Origin of the sequence: Variovorax sp. PAMC28562, from assembly GCF_014303735.1 — a bacterium.
Taxonomy (GTDB): Bacteria; Pseudomonadota; Gammaproteobacteria; order Burkholderiales; family Burkholderiaceae_C; genus Variovorax.
Map to the genome: position 1 here is coordinate 3,863,356 of NZ_CP060296.1, position 19,881 is coordinate 3,883,236.

At 62.9% G+C, this 19,881-nt stretch carries 19 protein-coding genes and 1 tRNA gene; 13 read left to right on the forward strand and 7 right to left on the reverse strand.

The genetic code is table 11. The annotated features are described in order from the left end of the window. Window positions 1–45: 45 nt before the first annotated feature. From H7F36_RS18125 to argA, 3 genes are read left to right on the forward strand one after another with little or no spacing between them, the layout of a single operon-like run. The gene (locus H7F36_RS18125; protein WP_187052113.1) at window positions 46–339 is read left to right on the forward strand and encodes a hypothetical protein; all 294 of its coding nucleotides are present in this window, start codon (window positions 46–48) and stop codon (window positions 337–339) included. Beyond that, window positions 339–758, forward strand: coding sequence for a PIN domain-containing protein (locus H7F36_RS18130; RefSeq protein WP_187052114.1), 420 nt, complete (start codon window positions 339–341; stop codon window positions 756–758). The genes H7F36_RS18125 and H7F36_RS18130 overlap by 1 nt, the downstream gene beginning before the upstream one ends. A gap of 18 nt (window positions 759–776) precedes the next feature. Continuing rightward, window positions 777–2,123: an amino-acid N-acetyltransferase gene (argA, locus tag H7F36_RS18135; RefSeq protein ID WP_187052115.1), complete on the forward strand. Its 1,347-nt coding sequence runs from the start codon at window positions 777–779 to the stop codon at window positions 2,121–2,123. Here argA and H7F36_RS18140 read toward each other — a convergent pair. The 5 genes from H7F36_RS18140 to H7F36_RS18160 form a co-directional block, all read right to left on the reverse strand. Further along, a complete protein-coding gene (locus H7F36_RS18140) occupies window positions 2,041–3,189 on the reverse strand; it encodes a hypothetical protein (RefSeq protein ID WP_187052116.1) in 1,149 nt (382 codons plus the stop codon). The genes argA and H7F36_RS18140 overlap by 83 nt on opposite strands. Before the next feature lie 41 nt (window positions 3,190–3,230). Continuing rightward, window positions 3,231–3,842, reverse strand: coding sequence for a hypothetical protein (locus H7F36_RS18145; RefSeq protein WP_187052117.1), 612 nt, complete (start codon window positions 3,840–3,842; stop codon window positions 3,231–3,233). A 6-nt stretch (window positions 3,843–3,848) separates the two neighbouring features. Continuing rightward, window positions 3,849–5,336: a hypothetical protein gene (locus tag H7F36_RS22060; RefSeq protein WP_222620397.1), complete on the reverse strand. Its 1,488-nt coding sequence runs from the start codon at window positions 5,334–5,336 to the stop codon at window positions 3,849–3,851. Between the two features lie 63 nt (window positions 5,337–5,399). Then, window positions 5,400–7,202 (reverse strand): IS1634 family transposase, encoded by a 1,803-nt coding sequence (locus tag H7F36_RS18155; RefSeq protein WP_187051250.1) that lies wholly within the window; start codon window positions 7,200–7,202, stop codon window positions 5,400–5,402. A 63-nt stretch (window positions 7,203–7,265) separates the two neighbouring features. Beyond that, window positions 7,266–8,237 carry a LysM peptidoglycan-binding domain-containing protein gene (locus H7F36_RS18160; RefSeq protein ID WP_187052118.1) on the reverse strand — a complete coding sequence of 324 codons (972 nt, stop codon included), beginning with the start codon at window positions 8,235–8,237 and terminating at the stop codon, window positions 7,266–7,268. Between the two features lie 30 nt (window positions 8,238–8,267). Between H7F36_RS18160 and H7F36_RS18165 the strand changes: the two genes are divergently transcribed. From H7F36_RS18165 to H7F36_RS18210, 10 genes are all read left to right on the forward strand, one after another. Then, window positions 8,268–8,477, forward strand: coding sequence for a hypothetical protein (locus H7F36_RS18165; protein ID WP_187052119.1), 210 nt, complete (start codon window positions 8,268–8,270; stop codon window positions 8,475–8,477). Window positions 8,478–8,516: 39 nt separating this feature from the next. After that, window positions 8,517–9,734, forward strand: a complete 1,218-nt coding sequence (gene dapC / locus H7F36_RS18170) for a succinyldiaminopimelate transaminase (RefSeq protein ID WP_187052120.1) — start codon at window positions 8,517–8,519, stop codon at window positions 9,732–9,734. 31 nt (window positions 9,735–9,765) lie between these two features. Beyond that, window positions 9,766–10,590, forward strand: a complete 825-nt coding sequence (dapD, locus tag H7F36_RS18175; RefSeq protein ID WP_187052121.1) for a 2,3,4,5-tetrahydropyridine-2,6-dicarboxylate N-succinyltransferase — start codon at window positions 9,766–9,768, stop codon at window positions 10,588–10,590. A 52-nt stretch (window positions 10,591–10,642) separates the two neighbouring features. Then, complete coding sequence (locus tag H7F36_RS18180; protein ID WP_187055060.1) at window positions 10,643–11,791, forward strand: PilT/PilU family type 4a pilus ATPase; 1,149 nt, start codon at window positions 10,643–10,645, stop codon at window positions 11,789–11,791. A gap of 24 nt (window positions 11,792–11,815) precedes the next feature. Further along, window positions 11,816–12,997, forward strand: coding sequence for a succinyl-diaminopimelate desuccinylase (gene dapE, locus H7F36_RS18185; RefSeq protein WP_187052122.1), 1,182 nt, complete (start codon window positions 11,816–11,818; stop codon window positions 12,995–12,997). Continuing rightward, entirely contained in the window at window positions 12,997–13,890 is an 894-nt protein-coding gene (gene prmB / locus H7F36_RS18190; RefSeq protein ID WP_261802369.1) for a 50S ribosomal protein L3 N(5)-glutamine methyltransferase, read from the forward strand. Before dapE ends, prmB begins: the two co-directional genes overlap by 1 nt. A 63-nt stretch (window positions 13,891–13,953) precedes the next feature. Next, a complete protein-coding gene (locus H7F36_RS18195) occupies window positions 13,954–15,777 on the forward strand; it encodes a M14 family zinc carboxypeptidase (protein ID WP_187052123.1) in 1,824 nt (607 codons plus the stop codon). Next, window positions 15,774–17,708 carry an ABC-F family ATP-binding cassette domain-containing protein gene (locus tag H7F36_RS18200; protein WP_187052124.1) on the forward strand — a complete coding sequence of 645 codons (1,935 nt, stop codon included), beginning with the start codon at window positions 15,774–15,776 and terminating at the stop codon, window positions 17,706–17,708. Before H7F36_RS18195 ends, H7F36_RS18200 begins: the two co-directional genes overlap by 4 nt. A gap of 37 nt (window positions 17,709–17,745) precedes the next feature. Continuing rightward, on the forward strand, window positions 17,746–18,273 hold the full coding sequence (locus H7F36_RS18205) for a hypothetical protein (protein ID WP_187052125.1): 528 nt from the start codon (window positions 17,746–17,748) through the stop codon (window positions 18,271–18,273). Between the two features lie 268 nt (window positions 18,274–18,541). Continuing rightward, window positions 18,542–18,769, forward strand: coding sequence for a hypothetical protein (locus tag H7F36_RS18210; protein WP_187052126.1), 228 nt, complete (start codon window positions 18,542–18,544; stop codon window positions 18,767–18,769). Window positions 18,770–18,884: 115 nt separating this feature from the next. On the opposite strand, the gene H7F36_RS18215 is transcribed toward H7F36_RS18210, so the two are convergent. Then, window positions 18,885–18,960, reverse strand: a tRNA-Lys gene (locus tag H7F36_RS18215). 47 nt (window positions 18,961–19,007) lie between these two features. Further along, window positions 19,008–19,847: a tRNA threonylcarbamoyladenosine dehydratase gene (locus tag H7F36_RS18220; RefSeq protein ID WP_261802679.1), complete on the reverse strand. Its 840-nt coding sequence runs from the start codon at window positions 19,845–19,847 to the stop codon at window positions 19,008–19,010. Window positions 19,848–19,881: the final 34 nt, after the last annotated feature.

Genomic DNA, 19,881 nt, shown 5'->3' on the forward strand with positions numbered 1-19,881 from the left:
TGTCACGTGTTACACTTGTTTTCGTGTGACTCAAAGGAGTTTCCTATGTCGAATCTCACCATTGCCGTTGACGAAAAAATTGTGCGCCAGGCGCGCGTCCGCGCTATCAACGAGGGCACTTCCGTCAGCGCCCGCATCCGGGAATTCCTGGCTGACTACGCGCAAGGCAAGGACCGCCAGCAAATCGCGGGACAGGCCTTCATCGCGGCCGCGAGGCGCAGCAAGGCCAACAGCGAAAACGCGCAGTGGTCGCGTGACGACGCGCATGACCGGCCCTATCCGACCATTGCGCCGGCCATTACGCCGGCTGGGACGTCTTCGCCATCGTCCAGCGCTTGATGAGCACGTTCTTCGATACCAACATCCTTGTGTATGCCGTCGATGCCGGTGACCGGGCGCGACAAAACATCGCGATCGATCGGCTGGCGCGAGCCATCAAAGACGATTCGGTCGTGATCAGCACACAGGTGCTGCAGGAGTTCTACAACGTCACCACGCGCAAGTTGAGGCCGCCGCTCAGCGCGGCCGAGGCCACCAGCCAGATCACCCAGCTCTGCGCGTTTGAGGTCATTGGCGCGACCGCCGACAGCGTGCTTGCCGCAGCTAACCTGGCGCGACAGCACCAGCTGTCGTGGTGGGATGCGCTCATCCTCGAAGCCGCCCTGCGCGCCAATGCCGATGTGCTGGTGTCGCAAGACGGCCAGCATGGTCAGCGCTTTGGCAGACTGCTGATCGAGAATCCTTTTCTTGCCGCCTGATACGCACAAATCCCGCCCATGTCCACTGTCTTCAATTTCACCTTCGTGCCCTGGTTCCGTTCGGTGGCGCCCTACATCCACACGCACCGGGGCAAGACCTTCGTGGTGGCGCTGGCAGGCGAGGCGATCGCTGCGGGCAAGCTGCAAAACATCGCGCAAGACCTGGCGCTGATCCAGTCGATGGGCGTCAAGGTCGTGCTCGTGCACGGCTTTCGACCGCAGGTCAACGAGCAGCTTCGCGCCAAGGGGCACGAAGCCAGGTATTCGCACGGCATGCGCATCACCGATGAGGTTGCGCTCGATTCAGCGCAGGAGGCCGCCGGCCAGCTGCGCTACGAGATCGAAGCCGCCTTCAGCCAGGGCCTGCCCAACACGCCGATGGCCGGGTCCACGGTGCGTGTGATCTCCGGCAACTTCATCACCGCCCGCCCCGTGGGCGTGGTCGACGGCGTCGACTTCAAGCATTCGGGGCTGGTCCGCAAGGTCGATGCGGTCGGTATCCGCCGCACGCTGGATTTCGGCGCGATGGTGCTGATGTCGCCCTTTGGTTTTTCGCCAACGGGCGAAGCTTTCAACCTCACGATGGAAGAGGTCGCGACCAGCGTGGCGATCTCGATCCAGGCCGACAAGCTCATCTTCTTGACCGAGGTTCCGGGCATTCGCATGGACAGCGAACTGCCCGAGAGCGAAGACAACCCGATCGATACCGAACTGCCGCTCGCTGCCGCCGAAAAGCTGCTGGCCTCGCTGCCGCCAGCACAGCGGCCAACCGACACTGCCTTCTATCTCCAGCACTGCGTGAAAGCCTGCAAGGCCGGCGTCGAGCGCAACCACATCCTGCCCTTCGCGCTCGACGGCGCGCTGCTGCTCGAGGTGTATGTGCACGACGGCGTCGGCACGATGGTGATCGACGAAAAGCTGGAGTCGCTGCGCGAAGCCACAGCAGACGATATCGGCGGCATCCTGCAACTGATCGAGCCCTTCGAGCGAGACGGCACGCTGGTCAAGCGCGACCGCACAGAGATCGAGCGCGACGTCGGCCAGTACACCGTCATCGAGCACGACGGCGTGATCTTCGGCTGCGCGGCGTTGTATCCGTACCCGGAGGCACGCACTGCCGAGATGGCTGCGCTGACGGTGTCACCCAGCGTTCAATCGCAAGGCGACGGCGAACGCATCCTGAAGCGTGTCGAACAGCGCGCCAAGGCGATGGGGCTGGAAAGCATTTTCGTGTTGACCACGCGCACGATGCACTGGTTCATCAAGCGCGGCTTCGAGCAGGTCAATCCGGAGTGGCTGCCTGATGCGCGCAAGCGCAAGTACAACTGGGATCGCAAGAGCCAGGTGTTGGTAAAGAAGCTCTGACTCGAGCGTCTCGCTCCGAACGCGGCGGTTTCGTTGGCCCTTCGTTGTCGGCCGCTCGGTGAATGGGGGGTGGTGCATCCGTTCCACGCAATGGCCGCTCAGCGCAAAGGAGCGAACCATGCGACCCTGGATGTGGATCGACCGCACTCCGAACCATCGTGTTCCCCCGTGATCCTGCCACCGCATAGGTACCCGGACTGCCCGCCGGGTAGTTCCCATCGATCGGCTGGTACCCGAAACTGAACTCGCTGTCTGACTTGAAAAATGTCCCCATCTGGGCGAACACCGTGCCGTCGTAGCTGTGGTCCGCCGTGGCCCCGTAGCGCCCCAGCACCTCCCCGTTGACGATCAGCTGGCGCTGCACGAAAGCCTGCTCGCCGGGGGTGTTCTCGTTGGCGTAGTAGGCGTACAGCGCATTGCCGTTGGCATCGTTGACGAAGCGGTGCGTGCGCAAGGTCGGCTGGCTGATCTGCCCGGCGTCCCCCACGAAGTTCAGCGCCCCGTTGGCGTCGTAGCCATAGGCCACGCCCCCGATCTGCCCGGCACCGCCGGCACCCGGTCCGGCCACCACGTGCGAGGCTGTCATGCTGGTCTTCTGGCGGTAGCCCTCGGCGCGCTCCAGCGTGTTGAGGGTGCTGGCCATGGTCAACGAGCCCACGTCCGCACTCAGGTAACCCAGCAGGTTGCCCGCAGCGTCGTACTGGTTGTAGTCGACGGCCGTCTTCCAGACCCCGCCGGCGAAGATGTTCTGGTGCACCAGGCGCCCGTTGGCGTCGTACTGGCTGGTGCGCCCGTACACCGCGGGATTGGTGCTGTCGACGGTCAGGCCGCTGACCGCACCGCTGGCGATGACGCGACTGGCCCCGTCATAGAGACGCCGGTCCACGGCCGCACCGTTGTGCGTGCTGCCGGACAGGCGCTCCATGGCGTCGTAGCTGTAGGTGTCGCTGCCTGCGGCGCTGACATCGCTCACGCGGTTGCCCGCCAGGTCGTAGGCGAGGGCGTGGCCGTTGGTACCCAGGGTGCCGGCTGCATCCTGTGCATCCACCAGCGTCTGGCGGTTCATCGCGTCGTAGGCGTAGACCTGCAGAGATTAGGCGATTCAACTCAATTGAACTGAGTCCAGTGATCAATTTGCTCAGTCCAGAAGCGATCGTCGCAATCCGCTCCCACCGCAGCTTTTATGTCGGAAACCGTTAGATATTCCAGTGCTGAGTCTGCTTTGTGCAATTGCACCGTTGACAGCATTCGAAGACATGTCGAAAAATCGCCGGCAATCTTCACCGCTGTATTTGCACCATCTGCAGCTTGGTAGGCGAGTACATCACCGGATTGAACGTCGAGCAAAATCACATAGGGGTCGCCTTGCGCAATGAATAACCAGGTCTTTGGACGTTCTGTGAAAGCGTCATCCCACCAACTATTGGCATTACCCCACTGGTTGTTGCTCAACAGTCGCCCTGCGAAGGAGCCTTTGAAGCCGAAGCTAAAACCTGCCACATTGAGGTTCGTTAGATCCCATCGCGAGAGCACTTCTTCGAATGCCGGCGGACAGCCATTTCCAGCAAGCTGTTGCACTGCAGCCTGCACGTCGGAAAGTTGAGTAGCGGACGATGGCGAAGGTAATAAATCGGAGTAGTAGTCTGGAAATGAATTCGCCTTTTCCCCGTACTTGCGTCGAAGTGCTGCATCGATCTGATCAAATGTTAGTGGAGTCATAACGGATTAGTTCCCAATGCTCTGCAGATGCCATATTCCCGACGAGCTGGTGTGAGTCGCTGCAGGTACTGGCGACGCATAGGCGCCGAAATCGACGTGATGATGAATCAAAGCATCCCCCATAAATGACATATGTTCCGGAAAAGTGCTGACCCAAGTGCTATCAATCTTTGGAGCAAGTCCGTCTGCCGCTCGCATGGCATTGCCGGGTGATAAAGATTGCGGTATCTGGTCGGTCCAAGCTTTCCAGAATTGAGACGAGTTTCGCAATCCCCCGCCAGCGCCCGATGTTGACGTCCCGCTGGTGAACCGGCTGGTGTCTATCGTATAAGCAGGGTCAGCCCTTCCTGGAAAGCTAGGATCGTATCGAGTGACATAAGGTGAAGTTTCCGGGATCGCGTCAGCCCAACCAATCGCTCGCTGCATTGGAGGGACGACGTAGTTCGCGGCCCCCAACTGATAATTGAATTGAGTCAACTGCTGATACCCGAGTTGCCCGGTCCGCGACGCAGCCAAGTCCTCGACCGCGATCCGCGTTGCAGCGCCGCCAACTTCCCCCATCGCCCCCAAAGTCCTGGCAACCGGCGCGACCATCGGCGCTGCCAACGCAATCACATTCGTTGCGTCATTGGCCGCACGCTCGAAGGCGCCGTACACATTGCCCGAGCGGTACGCATCACCGATGCGCCCCGCCTCGCCACTCACCGCGTCCCAAGCCCGTGAAGCTTGTCCCGCTGGATCCACGACGGTCAAACCCGCATTGATCGACAGCGACTTCAACCCGCCCAGCAATGCGTCGGTGCGTTGGCTCTGCCGGTAATTGGCCTGCTCGACCTTTGAAGTCGTCCGACTCAAGAGGCCGCCCGTGGCGAAATTCCCAAGTTGCAGAGCCGAATCGTTGGTCAAGGTAGCCGCGCTCAGCACAATGCCCTTGACCGCATTGAACTCACCGGCCATCGCGCCAGAGTAGGCTTGCCACGCGGTGCTGACGCCGCTACTTGCCTGAGACCAGTCGTCCAAAAGATCGTTGCCCAGCGCTTCGTCGTCAGCACTTCGCACGATCGTCGCGGGCAAGATCCCGCTAGGCGCGACATGGCCTGGGTCGACGCTGTCGCCCAAAGCCAATGGGCTCGAAGGGTCGCCAATGCTGTTTTCTGCGTACATTGCGCCTCGGTTGAGGTCGATGTGACGCATGTTTTCTGCATTGCTGATCAAGGAGCCGTCGTGCAGCGTGCTCATCGAGGTTGGCGACCCTGCATCGAACCCGCTAAAGATGCGTGCCCGCTCATCGGCCCCCACCTGTTTCGGCACGCCGATCGACGCATTGGCCGCAGCAACCGAGTCCCCCAACACATTCCCAAAGACGTCCGAAGCCAGCGTGGCCGCATTCATCTTGCCCCCACGCACGGCCTGCCCGATGGCGCTGGAAGCCAGCGCGGACACCAGACTCTTGCCGAACTCGAAGTTGCCCGAAGTGCCCGGGCTGTAGCCCACCCGAGTTCGACAGTTAAACGCGTAACGTATTGATCCATATAGGGCCGCGCATCAAACGCTCCACTACAACAGGGTCAGTTGGGTATCGAGATTGGGTTTTGGGATGTCCAGTGCCGCCAGGATGGCGGCATGTTGTGTGGTGACCGACGACAGTCCGGCCACCGGCTGGCTGTCGTTCAGAGTGATGCGGTGATGCTGAATGCGGCGCAGTTGTGCCAATGCCCGCTCGGGTGATAGCGCCGTGTCACTTGCGTGCAGGCGGGTGCGCATCACCCGGTACAGGATCAGCGCCATGAAGCAGATTGCCGCGTGCGCCCGGATGCGTCCGGGCAGCCGGTGATAAATGGGTCCGATCTCAATCTCCGATTTCAGGACTCGAAACCCTCGTTCGATGTCGGCCAGTGACTTGTATCGCCGCACCACATCCTCAGGCGCGAGATCGGCGACATTGGTCACCAGCAGCAGCTTGCCGTCCATCAGACGCGCGTGCGCCAGGGCGCGCTCATCGATGCCGTAGCTGAACAGCTCACTCTTGAGATCGACCTTGACGATGCGTGCCAGATGGGCCTCGCACACCTCGTGATAGAAGCGCGCCCGTGCACCGCCGTCAGACAGCTTGCGGCCGCGAACCTTTTTGACGAGGGCCTGATCGCTGTTGTTTTTGCTGTCTTTCCGGCTGTCCTTTGCGCTGTCCTGCGCATCGAGCTTGCCCGTCCATTGCGCGGCCTGCTGCTCCAGTGCCTCGATGCGCCGGTCGCGCTTGGCACCGGCCTCCAACGCAACCTGCGGATCGTGTGCAACCACCAGGCGCAAGTCGTTCCAGCGCGTCTCGGTGACCACCTCGGACGGCGCATCGGCGCACTGCGCCGCATGCAGTGGACCCAGCAGATCGATGAAGTCCGCATAACGTCGTCCTGGCACGGCCAGGATGAATTCCAGCTGACCCCCACCTGGCAAAGTGATGGCCTGCAAATCTGCCAGGTTGTCGCTCGAGAGCAGCCCGCGATCGGCCACGGCAATGACGCGCTTGACGGGCAAGCGCTGCACGATCTTCTCGATGATGGGCTTGAGCGTGGTCACCTCGGCCGTGTTGCCATCGAACACCTCGTGGTACAGCGGCAGGCCCTGGGCGGTCTGCACCACGCCGAGCATGACCTGGCGGGCGATGAGCCCTTCCTTGGCTATGCCGAAGTGGCGCAAGTCGCCTTCCTGCTGCGACAGGCCGCTGGCACGGATGGTGGTCATGTCGTAGAACACGATGGCCAGATCCTGATCGACCAGCGGGCGCAGCAAGCCGGCGAGCACCGCCTCGACTTCCTCGTGGCTGTCGACCAGCGCGTCCATGGCACGCAGCAGGTGCTGGTGGGTGATCGACTCGCACATGATGCCGGGCAGGCTGACGGTCTCGACCCAGCGCAGCACGCCGAGTTTGGAGTCCGGATCGCACAGGCGGTTGAGCACCATCACGCGGATCAGGGCCTCGACGTCGATGGTGTGGCGGGTGCGCCGGAACAGCGTTCGCAGACGATCGAAGCCGAGCGAATTCCACAGCTGCGTGAGAGCCCAGACGTCGCCGAAGTCGCGTGCCGATTCGAAGTGCACGACTGGTTGCGCTGCAGCACCAGACGCGCCGCTCAGCCTGCGTGAGACAGCGGGTGATGTAGCGGGTGAAGTAGCAGGCGAGCCAACGGGCTGACCGGTGACACGCAGCAGGCCGGAGATGACGGACTCGAGGCCGCTGTCCATCTGGTCGAGTCGACCCAGGGTGGCCACGGTGCGCTGCTTGGGGCGTCCGGAATCGTCGCGATAGGCTTCGACGAGTTGGACGTATTGGCGCGGGCCGGAGCGGGTGACTTTGATGAACACGCCACTACTCTAATCGATCACACTATAAATGTAGAAATGGATAGAAAATAGAAAAACGTGCCATTACCAGAATATCGAAAATGGAGCGCTAAGTCGTTGTTTATATTGGAGTCGAAGCACCCAGCCAGCGATTAACTGTCGAACTCGGGAGCCCATGGCCTCATTGATCCCCTGACCCACGCCAGCGCTCACTGCAGAGGCCGCTACAGAGCGCCATGAGAAGCTCGACTGCAGGCCGGTGGCGACACCGACGCCTTGGGTCAAAGCATTGCCCGCAGCACTCTGAATAATGCGATTGCCGATCGAACTGACGGTGCCACTCCCTGTGAAGTCCACGCCGCTCAGCCCACCCGAGATGCCTCCGCTGACCGCGGCCAATGCCACGCCCTTCCAGCTGAACGAGTCCTGCGCACCGATGGCGACCCCCACCGCCTGACTGGCCACCGAGCCGAGGGCCGCCGACGCCGCACCACCCAGCACACCGCCGAGTTGGCCGATGGCCGGAATCAGCTCCGGCGCAAAGATCGCCACCACCACCGCCACGATCACCACGATGATCGTCCCGATGGCCCCACAGCCGCCCTTGTCCTGCGGCTGCGCCATCAAGGTCGGACTCGTATTCCCCGTGATCCTGCTCGGGTCGTAAGGCCTGAAGGTGTTGGCGCTGTTCGCACTGCCCACCGCAGTGGGAATCGTCAGCACCTGCCCGGCCCGCAAGTCCCCGTTGCTCGACAACCCGTTGGCGTCCGCAATCAGGTACCAGAGGTTCGCATCCCCATAGGCCCCCTTGGCGATCGTCTGCAGCGTGTCCCCCGCGGCCACCGCATAGGTGCCCGGACTGCCGGCCGGGTAGTTGCCATCGATCGGCTGGTACCCGAAACTGAACTCGCTGTCTGACTTGAAAAATGTCCCCATCTGGGCGAACACCGTGCCGTCGTAGCTGTGGTCCGCCGTGGCCCCGTAGCGCCCCAGCACCTCGCCGTTGACGATCAGCTGCCGCTGTACGAAAAGTTCGCCAACCGTTTGGCTGGTCAAACGCCGGATGGCATCGCTGGCGATTTGCGCATGCTGGCCATCTTGGTCACTCCTATCAGCGTGCCGCGCGTGGTGCCCACAGATCCTGACGATGACGAGGTGCTGGCAGCAGCTCTGGCCGGCGCGGCTGGCCTGATCGCATCGGGTGGCCGGCGCGATCTGCTGCCGCTGGACAGCAATGAGGGCATCCCCATCGTCACGGCCCGCGACGCTTGGCAGCGCATCGCCTCGAAGGCCTGATTCACGGGTTCAGCACACCGCTCGCCGATAATTCGGCACATGAATCCCCTGCTCGCCAAACTGCAGCCCTACCCGTTCGAGCGCCTGCGAAAGCTGTTCGAGGGCGTCACTCCCAACCCGGCATTCAAGCCCATCAGCCTCGGCATCGGCGAGCCGAAACATCCCACGCCGCAGTTCATCAAGGACGCGCTGACGCAGGGTCTTGGCGCACTGTCTGCCTACCCAGCGACTGCGGGCGACCTGAAGCTGCGGACCGCCTTCACCGACTGGCTGCAGCGCCGTTACGGCGTGACGCTCGATCCGGCGACGCAGGCTCTGCCCGTCAATGGCACGCGCGAGGCGCTGTTCTCGCTCACGCAAACAGTGGTCGACGGCACACGTTCTCCCGCGCCCATCGTGATCTCGCCCAATCCGTTCTATCAAATCTATGAAGGTTCGGCCTTGCTGGCGGGCGCCGAGACCTGGTACGCGCCGAGCGATCCGGCGCGCAATTTCGCGGTCGACTGGGACAGCGTTCCGGCCGACATCTGGGCGCGCACGCAACTCGTTTTCGCGTGTTCGCCGGGCAACCCTACCGGCGCAGTGATGCCGCTCGACGAATGGAAGAAGCTCTTCGCCTTGTCTGATCGCTACGGCTTCGTGATCGCGTCAGACGAGTGCTACAGCGAGATCTATTTCCGGGACGAGCCGCCGCTCGGCGGACTCGAGGCGGCTGCCAAGTTGGGTCGTGCCGACTTCAAGAACCTGATCGCTATGACATCTTTGTCAAAGCGCAGCAATGTGCCGGGCATGCGCAGTGGTTTTGTTGCCGGCGATGTCGACGTCATCAAGAGCTTTCTCCTGTACCGGACGTACCACGGCAGCGCCATGAGCGGTGCCGTGGGCGCGGCCAGCATCGCGGCCTGGGGCGACGAGACGCATGTGATCGACAACCGCGCCCTGTACCGCAGCAAGTTCGCCACGGTGACGCCGCTGCTCGAAGCCGTGCTCGACGTGCGCTTGCCCGACGCGGCCTTTTACCTGTGGGCCGGCCTGCCCGACGCCTGGAAAGGCGACCAGACCGGCGACGATGAAGGCTTCGCGCGGGCGCTGTACGCTCAATACAATGTGACGGTTTTGCCAGGGAGCTACCTGGCACGCGATTCGCAGGGCATCAACCCGGGCCGGGGTCGCATCCGCATGGCGCTGGTCGCAGACACCGCCGAGTGCGTCGAAGCCGCCGGCCGCATCGTTCAGTTCGTTCAAAAAGGCCGCTGAGGCCACCGTTTTTCTTTCGAGACTCCTTTCAATGACCCAACAACTCCAGCAGACCATCGACGCCGCGTGGGACAACCGCGCCAACCTGTCCCCTTCCGACGCGCCCGCCGAGGTGCGCGACGCCGTCGAGCACGTGATAAGCGAACTCAACAACGGCACGCTGCGCGTCGCCACGCGCGAGAGTGTCGGCCAGTGGACGGTGCACCAGTGGATCAAAAAGGCGGTGCTGCTGTCGTTTCGGCTGAAGGACAACGAGCAGATTCAGGCGGGCTCGCTCGGCTTCTACGACAAGGTGCAGACCAAGTTCTCGCACCTGTCGGCCGCTGAATTGAAAGAAGCGGGCGTGCGCATCGTGCCGCCGGCCGTGGCCCGTCGCGGCAGCTTCATCGCCAAGGGCGCGATCCTGATGCCGAGCTACGTGAACATCGGCGCCTACGTCGGCGAAGGCACGATGGTCGACACATGGGCCACCGTCGGCTCCTGCGCGCAGATCGGCGCCAACTGTCATTTGTCGGGCGGCGTCGGCATCGGCGGCGTGTTGGAACCCTTGCAGGCCGGCCCGACCATCATCGAAGACAACTGCTTCATCGGCGCCCGCTCCGAAGTGGTCGAAGGCGTGATCGTCGAAGAAAACTCTGTGCTGTCGATGGGCGTCTTCATCGGCCAGAGCACGCCGATTTATGACCGCGCGACCGACACCGTCAGCTATGGCCGCGTTCCCGCAGGCTCGGTCGTCGTGGCCGGCAACCTGCCCAAGCCGGGCGGCAAGTACAGCACTTACGCGGCCATCATCATGAAGAAGGTCGACGCCAAGACGCGCTCGACCACCAGCCTCAACGACCTGCTGCGCGACTAGACTTTTTTTTCAACGACAACTGCCACGACAACTGCCGGAGGAGATTTCGATGATCGGAACGATGGAGCGCATTCTTCGCCTGATGGCCGAGCGCAAGGCCTCGGACATCTACCTTTCGGCGCATTCACCCGCGCTCATCCGGATCAACGGAAGTTGCCTTCCGATCAACGCGCAGATCTTGCCGGCCGACGCGCCGCTCAACTTGCTGGCCGAAGTCGTGCACGAAAGCCGCATCGCCGAGCTCGAACGCATGGGCGAGCTCAACATGGCGATCGCGCTCGAAGGTGCCGGCAACTACCGCATCAGCGCAATGCGCCAGCGCGGCACCTATGCGGTGGTGGTGCGGCACATCGCCTCGACGATTCCGAGCTTTGCCGACCTCAATCTGCCGGACATCCTGAAGACGCTCATCATGGAAAAGCGTGGGCTGATCCTGATGGTCGGCGCGACCGGCGCCGGCAAGACGACCACGCTGGCGTCGATGCTCGACTACCGCAACGAGAACGCCACCGGCCACATCCTGACGGTCGAAGAGCCGATCGAGTTCACCTACACCAACAAGAAGTCGATGGTGAACCAGCGTGACGTGGGCAGCGATACGCAGTCGCTCAACATCGCATTGAAGAACGCACTGCGCCAGGCACCGGACGTGATCCAGATCGGCGAGATCCGTGACCGCGAGACGATGACCGCAGCCATCGCCTATGCGCAGTCGGGCCATCTGTGCGTCGCCACGCTCCATGCCAACAACAGCTACCGCGCGCTGAATCGCATCCTGAGTTTCTATCCGGTGGAAGTGCGCGCCACGTTGCTGGGCGACCTGGGCGGTGCCCTGCGCGCCATCGTGGCGCAACGCCTGTTGCGCCAGCCGAGTGGCTCGCGCGTGCCGGCACTCGAAGTCATGCTGAACACCGCGCTGGTGGCCGAGCTGATCGAAAAAGGCGACTTCTCGGCCGTCAAGGAAGCGATGGAGCAGTCGATGGCCGAGGGCTCGCAGACCTTCGAAGAAGACATCGCCCGCCTCATCAACGAAGGCCGCGTGTCGCGGGAAGAAGGCCTGTCGCAAGCCGATTCGCCGACCAACCTGATGTGGCGTCTGCAAAACGCCGACGCGCCCAAGGCGCCCGCCGCCGAACGCGCATTGCTAGACCAGGTCGATGAACCGACGTTCACAGACATCACGCTCGACGTCCGCTTTTAAGCCTTCAACCCCACTCCGATTTCGATGTCCCGAACCCTCCAGCTTGCCGAACACCTGATCTCACGCCCTTCGGTCACGCCCGAAGACGGCGGTTGCCAGCAAATCATCGGCGAGCGTTTGGCGCCCCTCGGCTTCACGCTGGAAACGATCGAAAGCGGGCCGACGAATTTTCGAGTCACCAATCTGTGGGCGAAGCGGATAGCCGCTACAAAGTCTTCGGGAGAGCAAGCCAAAACGCTGGTCTTCGCCGGCCACACCGACGTGGTGCCGACCGGCCCGGTCGACCAGTGGACCAGCCACCCCTTCACGCCAACCCATCGAGACGGCAAGCTGTACGGCCGCGGTGCCTGCGACATGAAGACATCCATCGCCGCCTTCGTGGTGGCGATCGAAGAGTTTCTGAAAGCAGTGCCCGAACCGGGTGTCTCTTTGGCGTTGCTCATCACCAGCGACGAGGAAGGTCCGGGTGTCGATGGCACGGTGGCGGTGTGCAACGCGCTGGCCGCGCGCGGTGAAGTCATCGACTACTGCATCGTCGGCGAGCCGACGGCCGTGGAGCGCTGCGGCGACATGATCAAGAACGGCCGTCGCGGCACGATGAGCGGCAAGCTGACGGTCAAGGGCGTGCAGGGCCACATCGCCTACCCGCATCTTGCAAAGAATCCGGTGCATGCGTTCGCGCCAGCGCTCGCCGAGTTGGTCGCCATCAACAGCGCAGGCGGCTGGGACGCCGGCAACGCGTCGTTCCAGCCGACGAGCTGGCAGGTCAGTAACTTTCACTCGGGCACCGGTGCCGGTAACGTGATCCCGGGCGCGGCCGTCATCGACTTCAACCTCCGCTTTTCGACCGAGTCCACAGTCGAATCGCTGCAGCAGCGCGTGCACGCCGTGCTCGATGCACATGCGCTCGACTACACGCTGGCGTGGACGATCGGCGGCCTGCCCTTCTTGACGCAACCGGGTGATTTGGTCGAAGCGGTTCGCGCCGCCATCGCCGACGAGACAGGCATCGCCACCGAGCTGTCGACCAGCGGCGGCACCAGTGACGCACGCTTCATTGCCAAGATCTGCAAGCAGGTGATCGAGGTGGGGCCGGTCAACGCCAGCATCCACAAGATCGACGAGCACATCGACGTCGCATCGATCGAGACGCTGAAGAACATCTACCGCCGTACGCTCGAACGGCTCGACAAGTCGCTGGCCTGATGCAACCGATGCAGTCCGTACGCAGCGTGATCGAGCTGGTGGAAGCCGGCGCAACGCAATTGACTGAGGCCGGCGTCGCCTTCGGACACGGCACCATCAACGCTTTCGACGAAGCCGCGTGGCTGGTGCTGTGGCAGCTGCAGCTGCCGATCGACGACCTCGACGCCGTGGCCGATCGGTCTGTGTCGCCAGCCGATCAAGCCAAGGTCGCGGCACTGCTGCAGCGGCGCATCGACACGCGCCAGCCCGCGGCCTATCTCACCAAGGAGGCGTGGCTGCAAGGCGTGCCGTTCTACGTGGACGAGCGTGCCATCGTGCCGCGCAGCTTCATCGCTGAGCTGATCGTCGATGGCAGCATCGACTACTGGCTCGGCGAGCACACGCAGCGGGTGCTCGATCTGTGCACCGGCAACGGCAGCCTGGCCGTGCTGGCCGCAATGACGTATCCGGACGTCTCGGTCACCGCCGCGGACATTTCCACCGAAGCGCTCGAAGTCGCCGCCATCAACGTGGCGCGGCACGCACTCGACGCGCGCATCACGCTGGTCGCCTCCGATGCACTGACCCGCGTGACCGGGCCGTTCGACCTGATCCTCTGCAACCCGCCCTACGTCAACACCTCCAGCATGAAAGCGCTGCCGGCGGAATACCGTGCCGAGCCAGAACTCGCACTGGCCGGAGGCGCCGACGGCATGGATTTCATTCGCACGCTGTTCGAGACCGCGCCCGCGAAGATGAGCGAGAGCGCTGTGCTGGTGCTTGAAATCGGCAACGAGCGCACGCATTTCGAAGCAGCGTTTCCGAGGCTGCAGGCCGTGTGGCTGGAAACCTCGGCCGGTGAAGACCAGGTGTTGCTGCTGACGCGCGAGACGCTGGTCCGCGACTTGCACTGATCTTTTGTCCGGCGCCCCGCTCTGCGGCGCCGGCTTGGATTTGCGAACGAGGCGACTCTGAACATGACCGTACTTCTGGAAATCGAACTGCCTCGCACACTCGACGTGTGGGTGGGCGAGTTGCTTGCCGGAGCGAAAGGCGCGAAGCCGGGCTATTCAGTGGGGCCGGCAGAGTCCGTAGAGGGCTGGCTCTTTGAAGGCACTGCCGCCCGGCGCGCGGCCGAGCAGCAGCTCGCGGCGGCTGGCATCCACTCACGCTTCATGAGCCCCTACAAGCCGCTGGTCCATCACTTTCTGGAACACGTCGATTGCAACGACCTGGCGCACGTGGTGGTTCACTACCCGGTGCATCCAAACGCGCCGCCGCGCCGCTTCGCGCTGGAGGCTTACCCACTGGTCGACATGGTTGCCGGCGCTGAACTTCACCTGGAGCCGCAGGCGGTTGCCGCCGGCATGCCGCAATACCGGGTCGAGCTGCGCTGGCACAACGGCGCCCGCCGCAGTGACACCGTGTTCGCGCCGAATCGGGTGCATGTCGACGCTCTAGGCGAAACGCTGCTCTCGCCGACCGCGTGGCTGAGCGTGAAACATCGCGACGGCAGCATCACCGAAGGTCGCCGCGAATCCGACTACGAAGCGCTTTTTCGGCGCGCCATCGAGTGCGTTCAAGGTCACGCGTGGCCCGGCACCGAACCGTACTTCGAACGGCTCGACATCCGCGTCGACCTGCCCGGCATCCACTACGCGCCGCTGCAGGAAACCGGCTTCCTCGACACGCAAGAGGCGCTGCACGAAGACCTGTATTTTTCATTGATGGAAATCTTTCAGCGTCGCAGCGGGCGGCCCGAAGGCGACCGGCGCATGCAGCCCGGACAGATCGTCCCGGACGTGCGTTCGAGCAGCGGCGCGATTCGACTGCGCATCGCGGTTCAAAGCTATCCAACAATCGCCGCGGTTACCGAGACAGCCGCAGATGTCACCACCTCGGTGATCGGCTCCAAAACCGGCTCTGGCGATGTGCCGCTTGCTAAATCGGTTGCGCCGCTGGCGCCCGCCCGCATCGCGTCAGAGCTGAGCCTCATCGCCGGTCGACGGTTCGAAGCCACGACGCGGCAAGGCCGCACCGTTGCTGGCGTCTATCGCGCGGGCACCGGGCCTGCGGTCATCATCAGCGGCGCGCAGCACGCCAACGAGACCTCAGGTGTGGTCGGCGCACTGCGCGCAGCCAAGGTACTCGCGCAGCAACCCGATGCGCACTTCGCGCTCATTCCGCTGGAAAACCCCGACGGTTACGCGCTCCACCGCGAGTTGTGCGCCCACGCACCGCGCCACATGCACCATGCCGCGCGCTATACCGCGCTGGGCGACGACCTCGAATATCGCGACGCGGCGCCCTGGTACGAGCGCGAGGCGAGGCACCAGGCGGTCACGCTGTCGGGTGCCGATCTGCACATCAACCTACACGGCTATCCGGCGCACGAATGGACTCGGCCCCTGAGCGGCTACATCCCGCGCGGCTTCGGGGCGTGGACGATTCCGAAGGGCTTCTTCCTGATCGTGCGCCACCACGCCGGCTGGGCCGAGCGCGCACGGCAGCTTGCGACACACGTCTGCAAGCAACTGGCAACACGGCCAGCGTTGGTCGCATTCAACGAAAAACAGCTCGCCAGTTACAATGCCCACGCCGGCGATCTTCCTTTCGAAGTCATCCATGGCACGGCCTGCACGATCAGCGAGGTCAACCGTCCGGGCCCCGCCCTGACGTTGATCACCGAGTTTCCTGACGAAACGATCTACGGCGATCCTTTCATTCTTGCCCACGACACCCAGACCGCCACGGTGCTGGCCGCGGTCGAAGCCCTGGGCCTAATTTCGCCGAGTCAATGATTACTCTTAAAAACGTCGTTCTGCGTCGCAGCGCCAAGAAGCTGCTCGACGGTGCCACCGTCAACCTCAACCCAGGCGAAAAAGTCGGGTTGGTCGGCCGCAACGGCGCCGGCAAGTCGACCCTGTTCGCGCTCTTCAATGGCACGCTGCACGAAGACGGCGGCGACTTCTATGTGCCCAAGCAATGGCGCATGGCACAGGTAGCGCAGGACATGCCCGAGACCGACGAGTCGGCCACGGAGTTCGTGGTCGGCGGCGACACGCGGCTGGTCGAAGTGCGCAACACCCTGGCCGCCATCGAGGCCGCATATGAAGCCAATCCGGACGATGCCGACATCGGCATGGAACTGGCACACGCCTACACCGACCTGGCGGACGCCGGCGAGCACGACGCGGTGCCGCGCGCGCAGGCGCTCATTCAGGGCCTGGGTTTCAAGACCCATGAGCTCGACGGGCCGGTCAACAGCTTTTCGGGCGGCTGGCGCATGCGCCTGCAACTCGCGCGGGCCCTCATGTGCCCGAGCGATTTGCTGCTGCTCGACGAACCGACCAATCACCTGGACCTCGACGCCTTGGTCTGGCTCGAAGCCTGGTTGCAGCGCTACCAGGGCACGATGATCGTCATCAGCCACGACCGCGAATTCCTCGATGCGGTGACCGACGTGACGCTGCACATCGCCAACGCACAGCTCACACGTTACGGCGGCAACTACAGCGCCTTCGAGACGCTGCGCGCCGAGCAAATGGCACTTCAGCAAACGGCATTCGGAAAGCAACAGGACAAGATCGCGCACTTGCAGAAGTTCATCGACCGCTTCAAGGCGAAGGCCAGCAAGGCCAAGCAGGCGCAAAGCCGGGTGAAAGCCCTGGAGCGAATGGAAAAGATCGCACCACTGCTGGCTGAAGCCGACTTCACATTCGAATTCAAGGAGCCGGGCAACATCCCGAATCCGATGCTGTCGATCAGCAAGGCGAGCTTCGGCTATGTGGTGGACGACGTTCCCAAGACCATCCTGACGGATGTAAGCCGTTCTGTGCAGGCTGGCCAGCGCATCGGCATCCTGGGCGCCAACGGCCAGGGCAAGTCGACGTTGGTCAAGACCATCGCGCGCGAAATGGGCGCGCTGGCCGGCGAAGTGACCGAAGGAAAGGGCCTCAACATCGGCTACTTCGCACAGCAAGAGCTCGACGTGCTGCGCCCGCAAGACAATCCGCTAGAACACATGATGCGCATGGCGCGCGAGCTCGGCAGCGCGGTCAAGGAGCGCACCGGCGAACAAGACCTGCGCAGCTTTCTGGGCAGCTTCAACTTCAGCGGCGACATGGTCAAGCAGGCGGTCGGCACCATGAGCGGCGGCGAAAAAGCGCGACTGGTGCTGGCGATGATGGTGTGGCAACGCCCTAACCTGCTGCTGCTCGATGAGCCTACAAATCACCTGGACCTGGCAACGCGCGAAGCACTGGCCGTCGCCCTCAACGAATTCGAGGGCACGCTGATGCTGGTGAGCCATGACCGCGCACTGCTGCGTTCGGTCTGCGACGAGTTCTGGCTGGTCGGGCGTGGCGCCGTTGCCGACTTCGACGGAGACCTGGACGACTATCAGCGTTACCTCTTCGAAGAAGCCAAGCGACAGCGCGAAGAAGCCAAGGTCGCCACGCGCGAGGCGGCGGTTGCCGTCAAGCCGATCGTTGCAGCGCCGGCGCGTGTCGACCAGACCAAGCCGATCCGCAAGGAGCTGGCGCAAGTCGACGAGAAGCTGGCGACAGCCGGCGCCGAGAAGACTTCGCTCGAAGCAAAAATGGCGAAGCAGGGCAAAGCCGCGGACATGGCGGACGCCGGCAAGCGTCTGAAAGCGGTCAACGAAGAGATCACCAAGCTCGAAGAGCGGTGGCTGTCGCTGTCGGATCAACTCGAGGGGCTGTTAGCCTGATCGGCATCACGACGGCCACGACGAAGGAACAGCATCCATGCCCTCCGCCCTCGAACTCGCCAAAGGCAACGCCGACCTGATCGCGGCGGTACAGCGCAGCCGCCGCCTGCTGGCACGCAAGGCGCTGCTCGCCGCAGCGGCGAGCGCTGTGCCGCTGCCAGGCGTCGATTGGGTCGCCGACGCCGCGCTGCTGTCACGACTGGTACCGCAGATCAGCGCGGAGTTCGGCCTGTCGGTCACGCAGATCGAAAACCTGGCGCCGCACAAGCGCGAGCGCATTCAAAAGGCGGCCGCCGCCGTCGGCGCGTTGCTGATCGGACGACTCGTCACGCGCGATCTGCTGCTCTTGCTAGCGCGCCATGCCGGGATGCGGCTGACGATCAAGCAGGCGACCAAATACGTGCCGCTGGCCGGCCAGATCGTGTCGGCTGCGCTGGGCTACGCAGCCTTGCGCGCGCTCGGCGAGCAGCACATCAAGGATTGCGTGAAGGTAGCGTTGTCGGTGCAGCACCTGTTGCCGCCGTCGTCGCGCGGCACGCTTGGGTCGACGATCAACCTGCACTGAACTCGCGTGGGCGGATGCGCGTGCAAGCGATTACGCCTGCAGAACTTTCGTACTCAAATCCTTGCGTGGCTTATCCTGCAAGCGTAGCGGTCGCCAACGTGCGGGCCTGACAACGGGAACTGGTGTGAAATACACCCTTGTGTATGCGGTATATCCGCGACAGACTCACTTGCGTCAGTCAGGTACTGGTCAACTCGATAACTAGAAAAGTAACCAGAGACAAAATTGTTCCTCCTGCGCAGCTCAATCGGAGGAACGGGAAAAGCCAATGAATGAATCGGACCTTGCAGCATCGGTCGAGCGTCTCATGGAGCGGGTGGACTACTACCTGCACTGCGAGCTCGACGACGAATACGACCATGAACAGCCAGAGACTGCTCGCAGCGTGCTCGAAGCGGCACTCAGGTCGGAGTTGCTGCGTGCCAGTGCCATCGGGATCATTTCGGCCATTGCTTCTCCGACGCATTCCTCGAAGGATGATGACCAGGTCGCTTGATCCTTCACCATCAGGCGAGCCAACGGACTCGTTGGTGTTTCTTTGCTCTTCGAACCCAAAGAAAAAGCCTGCTATCGATTAAATAGCAGGCTTTAGCGCCCCGATACGGGGAAATTGGTGGGACGTGCGGGGGTCGAACCCACGACAAACGGATTAAAAGTCCGCTGCTCTACCAACTGAGCTAACGTCCCGGACTGAGCTTTTCTGTTTTGCCGGCGGGGTCCAGCAAAGCCTCTGATTATAGCTTGCCGCCGCTGGCAATTTCGTCGAGAACCCACCCAGCAGCACATTGACCGAAAGTTGCAGTGACGGTCACGACGGAACCGTATCCATGACAGTTGAGAGTGCCGTCGCTGTCGGCACCTTGGTCTATCGCGCAGGAGGCGTCGGGTGGCGCCACGCTCTCGCGGCTGAACACGCAGGTCACGCCCATTTTCTTGCCTTCGCGAGGCGCGCCATGCTCTTTGCGAAGTCGCTGGCGCAACTGAGCCAGCAACGGGTCGTGCGTGACGAGTGACAAATCTTCGATGTCGACCCGGTGTGCCATGCGCTTGCCGCCTGCAGCGCCGACCGTGACGAAGCGTGCGCCGGCCTCGTTGAACTCTCTGCTGTCACGACGCCGTGCCCACGCCGCCATCGCCACCTTGGCGCGGACCTGATCGCAAGCATCGATCAGTGCCGTCACCGGTCCCTGTGCCGTCTGTGCTGCATCGAAAAGCGCAAGCCAGTTGTCGGGCTCGACGAAGTCATCGACCGTGTACACCTTGCATTCGGGATTGATGCTGGCAATGCGGTCCCGCATCGCTTCGACCTTGGCCTGTCCCAGCGTGCCGGTCAGCGCATGAATCTGCCGATTGATGTTCGACTCGGAGATGTGATCGAGATCGATGAGTGTCAGCCGTCCGACGCCGCTGCGCGCCAGCGCCTCGACAGCCCACGAACCGACGCCACCAATGCCGGTGACGACGACATGCGCATTGCGAAGTCGCGCGGCGCCAGTGACGCCATAAAGTCGGTCGAGCCCGCCGAATCGACGTACCAGATCAGGCTTGTCCTCAACCGAGGCCTTGGGCACGATCTGGACTGCAACGTCGAGTGGAGTCGGAGCGCCC